Annotated in this window: 17 protein-coding genes and 1 pseudogene; 5 read left to right on the plus strand and 13 right to left on the minus strand. The window is 42.0% G+C overall.

What is annotated here, in order from left to right:
• The first annotated feature begins 90 nt into the window (after positions 1–90).
• The 3 genes from ACTWP7_RS17630 to ACTWP7_RS17640 all read left to right on the plus strand — a co-directional run bounded on the left by ACTWP7_RS17630 (position 91) and on the right by ACTWP7_RS17640 (position 3622).
• Positions 91–1464: an LVIVD repeat-containing protein gene (locus ACTWP7_RS17630; protein WP_443124340.1), complete on the plus strand. Its 1374-nt coding sequence runs from the start codon at positions 91–93 to the stop codon at positions 1462–1464.
• A 964-nt stretch (positions 1465–2428) separates the two neighbouring features.
• Positions 2429–2938: a DoxX family protein gene (locus tag ACTWP7_RS17635; protein WP_443124341.1), complete on the plus strand. Its 510-nt coding sequence runs from the start codon at positions 2429–2431 to the stop codon at positions 2936–2938.
• 75 nt (positions 2939–3013) lie between these two features.
• Positions 3014–3622 carry a hypothetical protein gene (locus tag ACTWP7_RS17640; RefSeq protein ID WP_443124342.1) on the plus strand — a complete coding sequence of 203 codons (609 nt, stop codon included), beginning with the start codon at positions 3014–3016 and terminating at the stop codon, positions 3620–3622.
• A gap of 270 nt (positions 3623–3892) precedes the next feature.
• On the opposite strand, the gene ACTWP7_RS17645 is transcribed toward ACTWP7_RS17640, so the two are convergent.
• Both ACTWP7_RS17645 and ACTWP7_RS17650 read right to left on the minus strand, forming a co-directional pair.
• The gene (locus tag ACTWP7_RS17645) at positions 3893–4186 is read right to left on the minus strand and encodes a hypothetical protein (protein ID WP_443124343.1); all 294 of its coding nucleotides are present in this window, start codon (positions 4184–4186) and stop codon (positions 3893–3895) included.
• A gap of 57 nt (positions 4187–4243) precedes the next feature.
• Positions 4244–4681, minus strand: coding sequence for a DUF6376 family protein (locus tag ACTWP7_RS17650; protein WP_443124359.1), 438 nt, complete (start codon positions 4679–4681; stop codon positions 4244–4246).
• A gap of 268 nt (positions 4682–4949) precedes the next feature.
• On the opposite strand from ACTWP7_RS17650, the gene ACTWP7_RS17655 reads away from it, so the two are divergent.
• Positions 4950–5510, plus strand: a complete 561-nt coding sequence (locus ACTWP7_RS17655; RefSeq protein ID WP_443124344.1) for a hypothetical protein — start codon at positions 4950–4952, stop codon at positions 5508–5510.
• Between the two features lie 63 nt (positions 5511–5573).
• Here the strand turns inward: ACTWP7_RS17655 and ACTWP7_RS17660 are convergent, their stop codons facing one another.
• From ACTWP7_RS17660 to ACTWP7_RS17705, 10 genes are all read right to left on the minus strand, one after another.
• Positions 5574–6242 (minus strand): response regulator transcription factor, encoded by a 669-nt coding sequence (locus tag ACTWP7_RS17660; RefSeq protein ID WP_443124345.1) that lies wholly within the window; start codon positions 6240–6242, stop codon positions 5574–5576.
• Positions 6239–7645, minus strand: coding sequence for a sensor histidine kinase (locus ACTWP7_RS17665; protein ID WP_443124346.1), 1407 nt, complete (start codon positions 7643–7645; stop codon positions 6239–6241). Before ACTWP7_RS17665 ends, ACTWP7_RS17660 begins: the two co-directional genes overlap by 4 nt.
• 9 nt (positions 7646–7654) lie before the next feature.
• The gene (locus ACTWP7_RS17670) at positions 7655–8365 is read right to left on the minus strand and encodes a cytochrome c biogenesis CcdA family protein (protein WP_443124347.1); all 711 of its coding nucleotides are present in this window, start codon (positions 8363–8365) and stop codon (positions 7655–7657) included.
• The gene (gene resA, locus ACTWP7_RS17675) at positions 8358–8912 is read right to left on the minus strand and encodes a thiol-disulfide oxidoreductase ResA (protein ID WP_443124348.1); all 555 of its coding nucleotides are present in this window, start codon (positions 8910–8912) and stop codon (positions 8358–8360) included. Before resA ends, ACTWP7_RS17670 begins: the two co-directional genes overlap by 8 nt.
• 39 nt (positions 8913–8951) lie before the next feature.
• Positions 8952–9896 carry a F510_1955 family glycosylhydrolase gene (locus ACTWP7_RS17680; RefSeq protein WP_443124349.1) on the minus strand — a complete coding sequence of 315 codons (945 nt, stop codon included), beginning with the start codon at positions 9894–9896 and terminating at the stop codon, positions 8952–8954.
• Between the two features lie 629 nt (positions 9897–10525).
• The gene (gene copZ, locus ACTWP7_RS17685; RefSeq protein WP_443124350.1) at positions 10526–10729 is read right to left on the minus strand and encodes a copper chaperone CopZ; all 204 of its coding nucleotides are present in this window, start codon (positions 10727–10729) and stop codon (positions 10526–10528) included.
• A gap of 254 nt (positions 10730–10983) precedes the next feature.
• The gene (locus tag ACTWP7_RS17690; protein WP_443124351.1) at positions 10984–12510 is read right to left on the minus strand and encodes a multicopper oxidase family protein; all 1527 of its coding nucleotides are present in this window, start codon (positions 12508–12510) and stop codon (positions 10984–10986) included.
• A gap of 39 nt (positions 12511–12549) precedes the next feature.
• Positions 12550–12786 (minus strand): SHOCT domain-containing protein, encoded by a 237-nt coding sequence (locus ACTWP7_RS17695; protein ID WP_443124352.1) that lies wholly within the window; start codon positions 12784–12786, stop codon positions 12550–12552.
• Positions 12787–13190: 404 nt separating this feature from the next.
• The gene (locus ACTWP7_RS17700) at positions 13191–14645 is read right to left on the minus strand and encodes a UDP-N-acetylmuramoyl-L-alanyl-D-glutamate--2,6-diaminopimelate ligase (protein ID WP_443124353.1); all 1455 of its coding nucleotides are present in this window, start codon (positions 14643–14645) and stop codon (positions 13191–13193) included.
• A 674-nt stretch (positions 14646–15319) separates the two neighbouring features.
• Complete coding sequence (locus ACTWP7_RS17705) at positions 15320–16153, minus strand: metallophosphoesterase (RefSeq protein WP_443124354.1); 834 nt, start codon at positions 16151–16153, stop codon at positions 15320–15322.
• 381 nt (positions 16154–16534) lie between these two features.
• Between ACTWP7_RS17705 and ACTWP7_RS17710 the strand changes: the two genes are divergently transcribed.
• Complete coding sequence (locus ACTWP7_RS17710; RefSeq protein ID WP_443124355.1) at positions 16535–17401, plus strand: hypothetical protein; 867 nt, start codon at positions 16535–16537, stop codon at positions 17399–17401.
• A gap of 196 nt (positions 17402–17597) precedes the next feature.
• Here ACTWP7_RS17710 and ACTWP7_RS17715 read toward each other — a convergent pair.
• Positions 17598–17783: pseudogene (locus ACTWP7_RS17715) on the minus strand (hypothetical protein); the annotation flags it as partial.

A 17783-nucleotide genomic window follows, 5' to 3' on the forward strand; every position in this document is an offset into this window, starting at 1 on the left:
TGTTCCTTTGATTCATTATTCGGAATATTAGTGAAATATTTTTCTTTATATGTTATATTTTGGTAGATGTATTAATTTAGAGGGGGAATTATGTTGAATAAAAAACACTTATTGCTAAGCTCCGCAGTAGCTGGTTTGATGGTCTTTTCTGTAACCCCAACTACTTTTGCCCACGATATGCTTGACGATGCTTTGGTTGAAAAAGGACAAGAAGGCTCTCAGTCACTGAATCAGATTCCAGTCCTTGAAGGTTCCAAGAATGTTGGAAACTGGAGAGAAGTTGGATCTGTACAATTGAAAAAATACGACGGAGTACAAAACAATACGGCTGACGTTTATGCACATAAAGGATACGCCTATGTAGGTACACATACTAGCAATGGCGGGGAAGGTGGGGTTCGTGTCTTTGATATGAAAGATCCATCCGATCCTGTCGAAGTGGCCAAGTTTGCCGATGATATTCCAGGCACATGGCAAGAAAAAGTCATCGTTAAAAAAGTGAACACAAATGAATTCAAAGGGGAATTGGCAGTTGTCAGTGTGCAACAATTAAACCGCAACAACCCTGACTCTAAAGGCGGATTTCTTTTATATGATGTTACTAATCCAGAGTCTCCGGAAAAACTTGGATTTTGGGAAGTGGACAAACGTGTCCCAGGTACGCATGAGCTTTATTTGACGGTCAAAGAAGGGAAACCATTTGTTTTAGCAGCGAACCCTTATGCAGATTACTACACCCATGGAGAAGAAAAAGACTTCGCCCTCGTTGATGTAAGTGACCCGACTTCTCCTGAAACGATTTATGAGTTTGATCCACGTGTATTAGCTGAAGTAGATGAAGACTTCAATGGTTACCACTGGAACGCCCCAGATGGCAAAACACGGCCTGTTTTTAATCATAGTACGATGACCGACAATAATGGAGACACCGCTCTTCTATCCTTCTGGGACCTAGGTACAATTATTCTCGATATATCAGATCCATATAACGTGAAATTTGAAGGACGGACAGATTATGCACCGGATGTACAAGGGTCTGCTCACTCGGCTGCACTTGCAAAAGGTGGCAATGTTCTTATAGAAACACGAGAGGTTTACAACCCTACGAGACCTGGATACGAAGAATCATATGGCTACACAAGAATTTTTGATATTAAAGATAAAAAGAATCCCAAACTGCTAAGCACATTCAAAACAGAGCTTGTAGATAATGTGGAAGATGGCGTAACATTCGCTAATACTGTCCATGATCCAAAAGTTCATGGCAATACACTCTACTTATCTCACTATGCCGGTGGAATTCGTGCTGTAGATATTACCGATCCTAGTAATCCTGTCCAAATTGGAAATTACAATCCTGAAGGCGGTTATTTCTGGGGGACATTCGTAGATCGAAACTATATTCTTGGCTCCGATATGAACCAAGGATTGAAAGTCCTACAGAAGAACAATAGCAGTAAATAACTATTAAGAAAAATAAGCACAATAAAAGTCTTCTGTTTATAACAGGAGACTTTTATTGTGCTTATTTTCCTTATATGTTTTTGAGGATAATTTATAAGTTTTTTTATGAAAAACACTCCCCTTCACCTATCTGGTGCTCGCTAGGTGAAGGGCAATCTTTTTCATGTTCTGGCTTCTATGTATTCAGCCGTTTCAACGGAAACCTCTTGTTTAAAAATTCTCGCCCACTATTTTTTCCATATCTTGAGTGCAATCAAGTAAAGCTTTCTCACGATTTTTTTAACCGAATTATATCCTCAAAATAATCCCATACATAATTACTTTTAGCCTTATCTTCTTTACCTTTGGCTTTTAGCTGCTCTACAGATTGGTGGTAAGCAATATCAGATGCGGTAATATTTAAGCCTCTTAATTGACCTACTGCCGTAAAAGAACATGCCTCAGACTGGCATCCTAATACTTTTTCCCTTTCAAATCTTCTTCTTCTAGTAAAAACATGTCCATGTATTCTTCACGTGTACGGAGAACAGCCAGGGCAACATGAAATGTACTCCCCTCAGGTATTTATGAAGTGACCCTTACTCGAAGGACTGGAGGAGGATTAGCCTTGTGGACCTTTAACACCACACACTTTCATGGAAACACTTTTCTACCACTTTCACCGCAAATAGTGAGTTTAACATAATTAACCATTTCATTAATTGATCTTTGACGCATTTAAAAATATAAAGAACAAGCAACAACGGCTGCTTCTTTATATTACTTATTTAACTAAAGCCCCCCGTTCCTTGAAGACTTGAGTTCGAGATATATCTTGGGTTTCTTAGATAAGTATCATTTAATTTGACATGTCTCCCGTTTCATCATAGAATTGACCACACAACAAAAAGTTTCCTCAGGTAAACTTTTTGTTGTGTGGTGAAAACAAGTATTAATAAACAATCTGAATGAAAAGGATGATGATATGTCTTCATGGGTTCGATCAAGTAAAATAGCAGCTACTTTATTAACTGTAATACGTGTGTATGTCGGATGGAAATTTCTATCAGCAGGATGGGGGAAAATGTTCGGACCAGTACCTTTTGATGCTACTGGTTTCTTAAAAGAAGCTGTTAGTAAATCAAGTGGAGAACACCCTTCAGTACAACAGTGGTACGCAAACTTTCTAGAAAGTTTCGCCATACCAAATGTTGAACTTTTCAACTTTCTAGTACCTCTAGGAGAAGTTCTCGTTGGAATTGGATTGATCATTGGGTTATTCACAAGATTTTCTAGCTTGGTGGGTGCATTTCTAAATTTCAGCTTCTTATTCGCCGGTACGATTAGTGTTAATCCTAATCTCATCATAATGGAATTTATCATTATCGCTAGTGGAACGAATGCTGGTCGTTTTGGGGTAGATTTTTATCTACAGCCTTTCCTTGAAAAAAGGACTAACAATATAAGAAAAACACAAAATGCAAGCCAAACTTAAAAAGATATCTAATATTACTAATCTTTCGCTTATTAGAGAGTGAAAGATTAGTTGCATAAAGGTGTTATAAAGTTAATGAAAGTACAAGGTGGTGATTTAATGAAAGGTTTTTTTGCTAGGTCATTAGGATGGAGTACGAGAATTACTGTATTCACTATACTTCTTGCTTCTATATTTTCATCTATTTCAACTTTTATATTATCTAACACTTCTATAGTGCTAGGAATAATTACTGTTTTCTTCTTTATCTCAATTGGAGTAATTTCCGATACCATTGGATTGTCTGCGGCTGCCGCAAAGGAATATCCATTCCATGCAATGGCCTCAAAAAGAATTAACGGAGCAAAGGAATCTGTTCAAATTTGTAAAAACGCGGAAGTATTTTCAAGTTTTTTCAATGATGTGGTTGGAGATATATGCGGGATTGTCAGTGGGTCAGCGTCCGCAGCAGTCGTATTACAATTGTCCTTAATGGCTGGTCAAAACGATGACTCCATTTATTATTCAATTATAGCCATTATATTTACGAGTATTGTGGCCGGTTTAACGGTTGGTGGAAAAGCTTTGTGCAAGGAGGTCGCTATCAGAGGGTCAACCAAAATCATCTTTATGTTGGGGAAATTTATTTATTTACTAGAAACTAAATTGTCAATACGTATTTTTTCACGTGAAAAGAAAGTATAAGAGGTGACGATGTTATATATTCTATTACTTTCTTTGGCAGTCTTAATTTGCGTAACTCCCTGTAAAGGTTCAAATAATATTGTCCCAATAATAAAACGGGCGTCTTTTTTGTTCGAGGAGAAAAAGACGGATCAGGTGATCTAATGAATGGAAAGAAATATATGTTTTTTGCAACATGGAATGCCCCATAAGAAGCTTACAATGATTAACAGAGTCAAAAATAAAAAGAGAAACGCTCAGATTAGCGTTTCCCACGATATATTATGATCATCACCCTTGCGTCAACTCGCCTCTTGCAACCATGAGCACCGTGCGCTCATCTGGAATCAAATCAACAGCCGCGGTTCCTTTATACGCCTTTCCTTCTGGCCCGACAATGCTAATCTGAAGATGTTTTCCTTCTTTTTGGAGATCCGCAAAAAAACTGACATCCTGTACTTTGTTTAAACTGACGGTCCAGTTCATAAGTGGTCCAACATCATCAATCAGTAATAAACCTTTAGAAAACGCCACTTCATTGTGATCTTCATTATAGAATACCTTTTTCACTATCACATTTTTCATCCAGAGTGTCCCCCTCTCCCCCACTATTCAACAAAAGAAGACGGGTTTCCTGCCTGGTTATTCTCCCAATTGCTTAATCTGATCAATAACTTCTGTAATTTCTCTCAATGACTGGAAAACTTCCGTATTCTCAATTACCGAGGCGTCCAGCTTACCATTTTCTATATTGTCTAGATACATTTGAATACCCTCGAGCGCCTGATTGTTTCGTTCCACCACTTGCTGGTGCAAATCCGCTCCTGCCTGCGGGGCGTCAAGCTCATTAAATTCTTCAATATTTGCTTTCATCTCTTCCATACGCGTTTCCAATTCGTCTGCCGCCTGCTGATCGGTCACCGCTTGCTCCGCAAGTGCAGGAACTTCGCTGGTAAACGTGCTGACTTCATTCGCGTACTCAGTAGCTTCATTCACATAATTCAAGGAGTTATTCACTCCTTCAAGGAACGAACACCCGCTCAGAAACAACATCACCACAATGAAAAAATATCCATACACTTTTTTCAACTTGACCCCTCCTCGTTCCATTGTATGCCCAAAATAGATATACAATTGCTAAACTATACGAGCAGATACGTCTCCGGGTTTCAATAAACGGGAACCATATGTAAATAAATTATCCAAAGCTTAAGAACATTGAGGATGAAAGCAATCCCCGCTTCTTGATCATAACTCCTTACACCATGAACGCCATGGAACCTAAATAATTATGTCCATTCATTCATACATTAGATAGGGACAAGACATAGGGAAGAGGAGAATATAAATGAGTGACTTTCACCTGTTTGTTCTAGGCGCCTTACTGTTAACCGTTACCAGTTCATTCCTATTAACGAGAAAATGGTGCGATTTTCTATCTCACAGTCAGCGCATGGTCGTATCCATGTTCTCAGGGACCACAATTGGTCTCACGGTTGGGTTAATGGCAAGCTCTATTTTTCCAGGCAGTTTCTATTCCTCTAATCTCTTAGGATTTTTTGGCGGTGCTGCTTTGGCAGCTTTAAGTGCCGGGAAATTAGGGACCGTCTCCATGATGGAAGGTCTCACCGCTGGAATGATGGGAGGAATGATGGGCGCTATGTTAGGAGAAATGGTTTCCTATACGGAAGCCGTTATTTTTCTTCAGCTTTTGATTACCCTTTCCATCAGCTCCCTGCTGTTATACCCGGCATTCTTTCATGCATCTTTTCGGGAAAATTCGATTCCAACAAAAAGGTGGCTGATCAAGCCTTTCCTTGTTTTCTTAGCGGCCCTGTTTATTCTACTTGGAGGAAGCTTATTAGATTCAGCTCCTGCAAGTGAGCCTCCCATTCATCAAGCTCACTAAAAAACCCATGCACATCTAATTTTGTGCATGGGTTTCCCATGAGATTTACCAGCTTTTCTTCTATTAATTTTCCCATTTATACCCTACGCCCCATATGGTTTTTAAGTGGCGGTCGATGGGGTATCCATGCTTCCGAATCTTCTCCCGCACATTTCGCACATGAGAATCAATGGTTCTTCCTTCGGTATTGGAATCAAATCCCCATACCCGTTCCAACAGATAATTGCGATCGTAAACCTGGTTGGGACGGTTTAACAGCAACCCCAGCAGCTTGAACTCTTTAGGCGTGAGGTGGATTTCTTTATGATCGTAATGAAGCTGGTGGGCTTCCTCATTCCATACCAGATCGTTCATGACAATTTTATTCTGTTCAGGTCCACGACGCAAAAGGACTTTAATGCGTGCGATTAAAATATCTTCGTCGAATGGCTTGGTTATATAATCGTCCGCGCCTAGGTTCAGTCCCTTTAGAATGTCATGCTTTTGATCTTTGGCTGTGATCATCATGATGGGAACATTGGACTTTTCTCTTATATGCCGGCACGTCTCAAACCCGTCCATTTCTTTCATCATGACATCTAAAAGAATTAAGTCATAGGATGTATGGTCAAGCTTATTCAACGCCTCTAATCCGCTTCTTGCCTGGTCACAAGGAAAGCCATGAGGCTCCAAATACAATTCGAGCAGATCCAGCATACGCTGTTCATCATCTACAAGTAAAACTCTATTCATATGCGTCCTTCCTTTGGCCAGTTCACTACAATCAGCAAACCTTGTTCATTTCTTGCTTCTACTTTACCGTGGTGCATATCCACGATTTCTTTTACAATGGCAAGACCTAAACCCGTACCTCCATAGTCTCTGGACCTTGATTTATCTGTCCGGTATAGACGTTCAAACAGATAAGGCAGTGCCTCCTCAGGCACCCCAGGACCCTGATCCTTCAACCTGATTTCACACGCATCCGGCTTATCAATCACTTCGATCGAAATAACTGGACATTCCGCACTATACCTTATCGCATTGTCCAAAATGTTTACGATAACCTGTTTAAAGCGGACCGGATCGGCGTAAACATACAAGTTAGAAGGGCAGTTAATCGATATTTCCGCCTCGGACTTGTTTACGAAGGGGTAGATGCTCTCTTCGGCCTGCGCAAGCAATGGTTTCAATTCACATCGTTCCGGATGAATCGCAAACGTATTTTCGTCCATCTGGGCTAAATGAAAAAGCTGCTTGATCATCGTGGTCAGGTTTTCCGACTCTTCTTTAATAATCTTTAAATAATGCTGACGGTCCGACTCGTTCGTCTGTTCTCTGGAGGCAATATCCGCATACCCTTTTAAATACGTTAAAGGGGTACGAAGTTCATGAGCAATCGAAGATAAAAAGTCATTCCGCTCCTGCTTCATTCTTTCTAGATCTTCTGCCAGTCGATTAATCGATCGTGCCAGTATTCCGAGTTCATCCTTATAATGGTCATCTAACTCGACAGTGGTTTCCCCTCTGCTCAACTTCTCCGTTTCCTCTTTCATCCGGATCAAAGGCTTCGTAATCAGCTTAGAAAGGGTGAAGACGACAATTAACGTAATCAGAAGCGTAAGAATCATCACAAAGATAAATTGCTGAGACAAATGGGACGTAAGATTGCGAATAATCGTAGAGGGGGAGAACATATAGACGTACCCTTCGATCTTCCCGTTCCTCTCGATAGGGGATAACGTCGCCACGTACGGTTCTGTCTTCCATTTACTCTCAATAATCCGCCCTTGATCAGGCTGGACTTTCTCCTGGGATTCAATCAATTCTCTTTGATGATCCTCAAGAATGGAAGAACTGGATAGAATCTGGCCCTTCTCATCTGTAATGACCACATCGGTCTCAGCTTCTGATTCCATTAAAACTACGTGGTTTAAAGTCCCCTCATCAAAATTCTTTTCCAGCACATTCCTATGACTTCCCCCGCGTGCTAACAGTCCATCCAGCACTTCATCGATCTGATGGTTCGATATATTCGTATATAACACAAAGAATAAAGAAAGCTCGATTAGGATCATGAGTATAAAAAATAGCATTCCTAACTTTAACGATATTCGTCTTCTCATAATGGCTCCTCTGTTTTTTCGTTCATTCAATCGAATTTCCTAAAAACCTGTCCAGCCCCCGAAGAATTGATTCGTAATAAACGAGGTCAACTGAGTCATCCATCCGAAGAATAGAAATACACCCATCACAATCATGGTGTAGCCTCCGAACTTCACAATCTTGCGGTTATTCTTCTTGATCCATTTCATACGGCCAATAAACATGGCCATTAAGAAAAAGGGAATGGAAAAACCGAGTACATAACTGATCATATACGTAACAGCTTCATCGGGTGAAGACACGCCTAAAGCGATCACCGCTGCAAGTATAGGTCCTGTACATGGCGTCCATCCGGCAGCAAAAGCCATCCCGACGGCACTGGAACCCAGATATCCTGGAGGCCGGTTCTTTAACGACACTTTATATTCCTTCATAAAAAATTGGGGCTTGTAGAATCCGATGACGACAAATCCGAGGAATATAATAAGAATTGCCCCCAGTTGCCGGATCAAATCATCATACCGGATGAACCACCCTCCGATCCAGGAGGTTGAAAAGCCGATCGCAATAAATATAATCGAAAACCCAAGCAGGAAAAAAATCGTGTGAAGCATCGGCTGTTTCTGAATTAACTTTTTCTTTGTCTGTAGATCTTCGACCGTCATCCCGGTAATGTACGACAAAAATGCTGGATATAAAGGCAGACAACAAGGAGATATAAACGACAGGAAACCTGCTCCAAAGGCTAAGAAAATATTCACATCAGCCATTCGACTTCCTCCATTTCTCCGGCTGGATTCGTTTCATGTACTCTCGCACCTGAGCCTCCGTCATCCCCGCCGTAATCCGGTCGACAACCTTTCCATTTTCATCTACTAAGAAGGTTACAGGAATCGGACCGATACCATAAGCATCAATCAACTGCTCTCCCCTGTCCATCAGGACAGGAAACGTCATATCTTTCCGTTCTACAAATGATTCGACGGTCACATCATTTTCTCCCACATCCACCGCCAGAACCTTCACGCCCTGCTCTTTAAATTTTTGATACTGACTTTCAATATAGGGCATTTCTTCTTCACAGGGCTTGCAATAAGTCGCCCAGAAATTGAGAAACACACCCTGTCCCCTGTAATCGCTCAGCTGGACCGTTTCTCCCTCTAATGTCTGCAGCGTAAAGTCCGGTGCCTGGTCTCCTGCATTAATGACGTCCGACTCCCGGGTAAAGCTCTGATAAATAACAAAGGCGACGAGAAAGAGAAAAAAGCTGAGTACCACTGTTCTCATGATGAGCCGTTTCTTTTTTTTAGGATTCAAAGTACCCTACCTTTCTTTATCTTCGACCTGCCGAATACATTATTTCGTTTGTCCCTGGTCAATAATCTGCTCCCAGGATTCCCCATTGTCAAAAGTCGTATAACTGTTTCCTTTAATCGTAAAAATAGCAAATGTGTCTTTCTTTTCAGGGTTTTTAGCGAGATACATGACGGCATCCTCATTCATTTCAGGGAGTCCTATTTCCTCTTTGGATTGATCGTCCCATTTATAGACGGACAAAGAAGGTGTGCCGGTATAAAGACCGTAATATAAGCGATCCTTGGTAAAGTGCATGCCGCTGCCCTGTCCTTCCTCTGAAATCACGTTGAAGCTTTCCCCTCCATCTTCGCTTAAATAAATACCGGAAGCAGTGGCCAGCGCTACGATGTTCTCATCATCAGGATGAACGGCAATTTGAAAGATCTTCTCGCCTGAATTCTCGGCAGCTATCTTCTCCCAGCTCTCTCCATCATCAAGGCTTCTATACAGCCCCTGCTCCATTTCTGAGTTCGCATGTTCATTCAATACATACACGGCATGATTTCTGGCTCCTACCCCCATCACATGGAAATCACTTTCGCCTTCAAATGCTAGAGACGATAAACCTTTTTCCGTCACTTTACCTTTCTGAAGACCAATTGGATTCGGAAGATCACTTCCTTCTCCCGGGTGACCAGAGGTATAAAATCCATCATCGACTACATTAAAGCCCATATAATCATTTTTGTGATGAATGGATTCGAGCCACTCCCCGCCTTTATGTAATTTGATTCCAGAATGAGCGGCGTACGCGAGGGTATCCTCATCCATATAGCCGATCCCATGAACGTGCTCTAAACTTCCATCGAAGGATTCCGTACTCTCTTGAAGAGATTCTTCCTGAGTTGAACCTTCTCCAGAGCCTTCACCCTCATTCGATTCGCTGCTGCATGCAGCCAGGACAAGCATTGAGATAAACAAAATCATTCCTATTTGTTTCTTCATTGAATACACTCCTTAATAAAGTCTCCTCTTACTCTAGCAAAAATATATCGAGAAATTGTGAAGAAATATGTTTTTTTAAGTACTGTTAATTTCCGTATTGATTTCCCCATAAGCTACCGATACTAGAAGACTCAGTTTTGAGACATTTGAAGAGAGGAAAGGTCCTCCGGGGGACGATTTCGCTTTCCGGCCCTGACCAAATCAGAGACTCGAAATGCGTTCAACTTTCACCCGCTTGAGAAGAAATAACCCTATGGGCATATATCCTTTTTTCAGGCTGGGACTATGCGGGATAGCCCGTTGTATAACCATTTCAGGCGGGTTAAGGAGCATAGTATAATCCCTTTCTGAAGGGTTCGTTCGCCCTAATAAAGTTGGGCCGGTGGGGAAATGACGAGACTCCCATGGGAGAAGGAACTAGGTGAGATCCCACAGGGAGTGAAACGAGCGAGGAAGCTCACCGTTCCCCCATAGGAAAGCGAGTTATTTCCCCACCAGCCCTATACCTATTAATTAACGGACCCCGATTTACCTCGAAACTGAGTCTTCAACAATCCGACCCTATTATGGAATAGAAGCTTGTAAAAAAGCCTAAAGATACTCATCTTTAGGCTTTTACCTTCTATCCTTTATGAAACAACATCATATCCCTGGTCTTCAATAGCATCTGCCATCGCTTCTTTACTTACTTCTTTATCCGTAGAAACGTCAACTTTTCCCGTATTCAAATCGACTTGAACATCCTGAACGCCATCCAGCTCCTTCAAAGCTCCTGTTACGGCTTTCTCACAATGTTCACAGGTCATGCCCTCTACTTTAATCGTAGTTTGCATTATGATCCATCCTTTCATAGAGTTTTTTATTTTCCATCCGGCTGATTGGTACAGTTTTTGTAGTAGGGATATTGCCCTCTCACCTCTTAATATACCCACCTAAGGTATTAACAGTCAACCATTGGCGTTTATTAATGACCTCTATGTGCAGTTACCACGGGAAAACGACGCCTTCATTCTCTCCGCAAGACATAAAAATAGCTTGCAGAAAAAACCGGAGTTTCTCTGCAAGCTTAGCAGACTAGTGCTTCTATTTACGGCTGATTGTTGTGTTCCCCGTCTAGTTTAAAAGGGGAATACACGCCCTGATAATCTACGATCGTTACCATTCCACGATCTGCATGATTATTATCGTGACAATGGAACAGCCACTCGCCTTTATTATCGGCTTTAAAATATACCGTATATTCTTCACCGGGTTTTACATGAATCAGATCTTTTACAATAGGATTTTCATAGGCCTGACCGTCTTTCGAAGCTACCTGAAACCTGTGTCCATGTAAATGCATGGGGTGGTTTAATCTTCCCGAATTCGTAATTCTCACCTTCACCACATCCCCTTCGCTTACGGGTATAAGAGGGGTATCAGGAAAGACTTTATTATTAATCTGGAAAGACATTCCTTCTCCCATGTCCATCCCCATACTCAGATCCATATGATAGGTAACATCGCTTTCAGGGGTCTGCTTAAATAGAAGCTCTTCACTTCCATTTGAGGTTCCAGTTTCCTGTGATGAAGCGGAAGAAACCGATAATTGATCGTAAGAGAAGCTATCCGCTTTTTCCTCTGAAACCACTGGTATTTTCATACCCCGATCATACTCGGTGGTAGGATCCTCACCAATTACCTCTGCTTCCTCTCCCTGCCTGGTGAAAGCTACATCTATTCGTTCCCCGGGAGCGATTTCCAGCATATTAGCTGATGGTTCGTCCGTCACAACCTCTTCTCCATCCGCAGCGATCACTTCTATTGATCCTTCCGGAAAAACTAAACGGTGCTGCTGATAACCTGCATTAACAAACCGGAGCCTGGCTGTTTCTCCTGTCTCCATTTGCAATGGCTCAATGGCTTTTCCTGATTTCCCATTAACCGTTAAGGTATCATACATCTGCTTTGTATCTGCCTCACCATCGCCAGACATCGATCCCATCATCATTCCACCCATATTGGTGAAACTCTGTTTTTCCTGATCAACAGCCCATTCATCCAACATATACGTCTGCTCCTGTTGATAGGCAGGGTCTTTCTCTTCGATGATCAGCGAACCATACAATCCTTTATCCACCTGCTTGGAACTGTGCTGATGAGAGTGATACCAGTACGTACCCGCGTCGTTCGCAATGAATTCATACGTAAACGATTCTCCTGGCTGAACTGCATCCTGTGTCAGACCCGGCACCCCATCCATTTGATTGGGTAAAATCATTCCATGCCAGTGAATCGTAACGGGCACGCTCAATTCATTTTTTAAGTGAACGTTTACGAAATCTCCTTCCGTCACACGGAGCGGCTCGCCTGGTACCGTGCCATTATACGTCCAGGCTTCCACTTGTTTATCTTCATTGATCTGCCATTCTTTCTCCTGGGCAGTGAGGCTGAACGTCTTCACCGGACGATCTCCCGCTTTCTGATTCCCAATGTCCAAGATGCTAGTGCCATCCGTTTTTACTTCTGCGGGCAATGCTTGCTGGCTGGTGCTGAAGGGAGAATTAAAAAACATCCAGATCCCAAAAGTCAGCAAGAGTATAATAAGAAACGAGCCCATCCATTTTCGATTCATTCCTTTCACCTCTTCTTTACCTCATGATCCCTTTTCTTCTCATTGTTCCAGCTTTTTCTTTAGACGGTCATATTCTTCTTCCGTTATTTCTCCTTGGGCCAGCCGTTTCTTTAAAGTTTCCAATGAATCTGATGATGTTTGTTTTTTATCCGGCTTCATCATCCACACCACGATAAAAATGATCGCCGCAATAATTAAGATACTAATCAACCCAAATCCAAAAAATCCTCCACCCATTCCGTTTCCACTCATCATTCCATTCATAGTTACGATCACTTCTCTCCCTCCCTTTTTATATACCCATACCACGGAAGGTATATAAATAATCTTAAAAAAATAAAGCTAAAATAGTTCGCAGCTTTTACTGGCACGCGTTTTTCTTATCATAACGTTATGAGATAAGGGCAGTCGCTCTTTTCATAACGGTATGTACGTTTATCATAATAAATTTCTTTGCAAAATTTGTGCAGAAATTCTGTTGAATCTTAAAAATCACAGTCAGCAAAAAGACTCCCCTACTCTTGAACAGCACAGTCAGATCTCTATGTTGTCTATTACAGATAAGCCCCGATTGCGTAAGATTAGGGAACGTCTAAAAATGGGGCTTGAAAATGCCTGGATTTCCGCGTTCTCTCCTTCTTCAGGGAACGCGGAAATCCAATCTTTTTACAGGTACTATCCTAAGGCTGGTATGATAGACTATTAATCATTTCTTCATCTGATTCCGCAGGCAGCTCGTAACGCTGCTGGTACGCTTCATTACCTTTACCCGTAATTAAAATCCAGTCTCCTGCCTCCGCTAATTCCATCGCTTGCTTGATCGCTTTCGTTCGATCCGTTACAATACGCCCTTTTTCATTCCCATGTTCCTTTTGCAATTGCTGCAGCTCTTTTTCCATTTCTTCTTTTGAAACTGAATTTAAATCATCGAACGTGAGAATATAGTGATCACTTAATTCAGAAGTAATCGCCATCATCTCGCGTCGTTTCGTCCGGTCCCGGTCTCCTCTAAAGCCAAAGACGTGAATGACTTTCTCAGCCCCGCCTTGTCTAGCTGTGTTTAAACAGTGAAAAATGGCATCCGGGGTATGAGCATAATCGATGACAAAGTTCACATCATGACGAGTAATGATCTGGAAGCGTCCTTTTACCCCTTCAAAATCCTGAATGGAGCTCAGAATCTCTTCCTGATTCCATCCCAATACTTTGGCTGCGGCATAAGCCATCGTTACATTGTACATATTGTGAATTCCGTACATGTTCGAATCGATTGCCGTGACTTCATTCTTTTCCTGAATCTTTACGCGCGGCGGGTTAAAATTCGATTCCACAATGCGGAAGTCACTCCCGCTCATTTCTCCTATACGATAAGTGGATGTGCCTTCTTCCTGTAAGATGTCCGCCAGTTGCTGTCCCCAGGAGTCATCCGTATTAATCACTGCTTTCCCGTCACTTTTCAGCAGATCAAACAACATTTTCTTCGCTTCAAAGTACTCTTCCATAGAATCGTGATAATCCAGATGATCATGGGAGAGGTTCGTGAAAAGAGCGAGATCATAGGCTAATCCTTCTACACGATATTGAGTTAAAGCATGAGACGTGACCTCCATAACTACCACATCATCTCTGCTCTCTGCTAACATCCGATTGATTTCAAGAGAATTGGGTGTCGTATGTTGAGAAGGATAATCGACTCCATTAATAATGTTATGAATCGATCCAAATAAAGCACACGAATTTCCCATGGAAGCTAAAATATGCTTGACCAGATAGCTGGTCGTCGTTTTCCCATTGGTTCCTGTGACCCCGATCAGTGTTTTATTTCGAGAAGGATAATCATAATATTTACTGCTTATGATTCCTAAAGTCTTCCTCGCATTCTTCACCTGTACATAAGGGACATCTGGATTTTGGATGTCTGCTTCTCCTATGATGACAGAGGCTCCTTTTTGAATAGCTTCATCTATATAGGTATGTCCATCTTTCATAAACCCCTTAATGGCTATAAACAAATACCCTTCTTCTATCTGACTGGTATTGTCAGCTAAACCGCTGATTGGTAAGGTTTCGTCCACATTCTTATTTATAACTTCTGATTTTGATTCAAGTTCATAGACTAATTCCTGGAGTTTCATGATGGCTCTCCTTTATTTATAAGAATCATATTTTTTGTATGGATGGGGCCTAAATTGGGCCGTGCTCTACCCCAATCGGGCCGTGCTCCAAACCGATTGCGCCGTGCCAACTTCAACTTTTCCTTAGCCTTATTTAATGAAAATTTTGTGCAGTTTCTGTGCACATCTTTGCTTTTAGCCCAGGAATCAACGTAACAGTTTCGATCATAATCGTAACAAAAAGACACCCATCCTAAAGACGAGTGTCTTACCCTTGCACCGTATCTTAACATAGATTGCTCCCTATTATACACTACATATTAACGGAAACGAGACTCCTTTCAACATATGGGAAAAAAGGCTTTATGACGGTGACCTATGAAGGAAGCACAAAGCCCTGCCCGAGAAATATAAACAGGAAAATGAAACGCTTTTCCTCATGAGTTCGTAATACCTGCCATCAAGAAATACCCGATCATAATATAAAGGAGCTGAGTGCTGTGAGTAAACAGCGGAAAAGCAAAACTCGTAAGAGAGATGTCCTAGACCCATTCTTCACATGGATCCCCGAGCTGATCTTTTTACCCGTTCGAATCCTCAAGTGGTTGGCGGAAGTTTTCATGCGAATCGTCAGTAAGCTCCTGGATGCTATCTAACTATCTCAACGTCATTCCAAACGAGAATGACATTTGGAATTAATTTGCTTCATTAGAACCGGAGATTGTGAGTATACTCATCTGGCTCTGATTCCAGAACCGTACAGGAGCGATACTCGTTCCCAGCCCGCTATCAATATATAACGTTGAACCGGAATCTACTTGATAGACTCCTTTCGTTAGATCCGGAAATAAGCCCTGATCTGGAGCCACTACCGCTCCAATGAATGGGAATCGAACCTGTCCGCCGTGCGTATGGCCGCTCAAAATCAAGTCGGTCGGAATGTCGTTGTACTTCGTAACGACGTTTGGAGAATGAGATAGAAGAATCGTATAAGCACTGTTGTCGATCCCTTCAAATGCTTGTTCCATATTTTCATGATCTGTGGAACTGTCTGCGATACCGGCTATATTTATCGTCGTCTTCTCCCGCTGGAGGGTAACATGGGTATTGTCCAGTATCGTAATGTTTCTTTCCCGAAGCCCCTGGAACAATTCTTCTGTCCTCTCATTTTCCCATTCATGATTGCCCGATACATAATAGACGTCTTCCTGTATGGCTTTCAATTTTTCTGCCAGGTTAAAAACATGTTGTAACTGCTCGGTACTATGGTCGACCAAATCTCCGGTAATGACGATTAGATCAGGGTTCAATTCTTCAGCTGTACGAACCAGTTTTTCATTTTCGGCTCCGAAAACCTTATTATGTAAGTCGGTAATTTGTAATATTTCAAGCTCCTCGCCCGCGGGAAGCTCGCTGCTTTCAAAATTTACGTGATTAACTTTAAATACATTGGTGTCATAGATCGCTTTTCCAATCGAGGCAGCGCCTAGTAGGATCATCAATGCTAAGAAACCCAGTCGTATTTTCATGGGGCACCTCCTTGCTCTTTTAAGATTCTCTCATACATCAGACGATCATTCCTCCTAAATGTTTCAAAAAATAAGAAATTCACACTAATTCTTTTGATTTACAAATTGGCAGGATCATCAAATATTCAAGGTTTTTTCAAATAGGTTCACGCTTCTGTATAAACTGAGCCGCTGCTTTTGTTCGGAAAAAATGATATTCTGCCCTTTCACTGCAGGAAACATCGAAAGTGAGGCGGTAAAAGCAGATTTATTCAGAACCCGGCTAGCACGTAAAGGTTCGGCCGCCTTTCCTACTAACGGCTTATTTTACTTTTTAAAAAGCTTACTGCTCTACTTTTAGGGTATGGAATATTATTGGAAGATACAAAGGAGGAACAATTTATGGATAAGAAAATTATAGGCGGCGTATTTAGTAAAGTAGGAAATGCCGAACAAGCCATTATGGATCTTCAACATCACGGTTATGGATCCAATGACATATCTGTTTTTGCAAAAGATAAAAGTAAAGTAGCCGTGTTGGAAGATGAGATGGACACATCTGTGAGCTCCAACAAAGGCGGACGAGGCAAAAACTCCGGAAAAGGAGCAGGTTTAGGTGCCTTATCCGGCGGCGTGCTCGGTGGAATTGGCGGTTTAATCACAGGACTGGGTCTGCTTGCGATTCCTGGACTTGGACAAATTGCCGCGGCAGGACCAATCGCTGCTGCTCTTACTGGCGCAGGAGTAGGCGCCGGCGGCGGAGGAATTGTCGGTGCGCTTGTAGGTGCCGGAATGTCCGAAAATGATGCCCGGATGTATGAGAATCATCTGAAAGAAGGAAAGGTCATTGTCATTGTGGAAGCCACGGAAAAACTTCAGGACAAAGTTTACCGCGCATTTATTACAAATAAAACAGAGAACAAATCTATGTATCCTGAAGCTTATCATAATCATGAAACTCACCGTGATTCTTCAGCCCATGATCAAAAACATAAGACTCATACGAATACAGAAGCCCATAACCACGATCATGACTCTAACCATGATTCTACAGACAATCATCGAAATCAAAGCACTCGTACAAATAAGGAAGAGCCTGGCCATGAACGCAAGAAGGAAGTTAACAGCCATGAGGACCATTCGGCTTCCACCAAGAGCCACGGAAACCCGGATGATCCTTTTTCCAATGTCAGAACTCATGAACCTGAAAAACGCACGAGAACTTCCGAGAGACACCAATCTTCTCACTCAAGTCATAAACGCTCCTAATTAGACCACATTAAAAACCGGGAACTTCTGATGCGCAGAAGTTCCCGGTTTTTTTATTATAGCTTAGTTAAAGGATGTAGTTGATTCTCATAGAGAGTTATTAAACAATCGGGCCGGATAGTTGAAGACTCAGCTTCGAGATAAATTGGGCCCGTTACGCTGTGAGGAGGGGGTGGTGGGGAAATAACTCGCTTTCCTATGGGGGAACGGTGAGCTTCCTCGCTCGTTTCACTCCCTGCGGGATCTCACCTAGTCCCTTCTCCCATGGGAGTCTCGCCATTTCCCCACCAGCCCCAGCTTTATTAGGAAGAACGGCCCCTTCGGAAAAAGAGAATTCTGTTCTCCTTAACCTGGCTGGAATGCTTATATAACAGGCTCTATC

Origin of the sequence: Halobacillus sp. B29 (genome assembly GCF_052246755.1) — a bacterium.
Taxonomy (GTDB): Bacteria; Bacillota; Bacilli; order Bacillales; family Halobacillaceae; genus Halobacillus; species Halobacillus halophilus.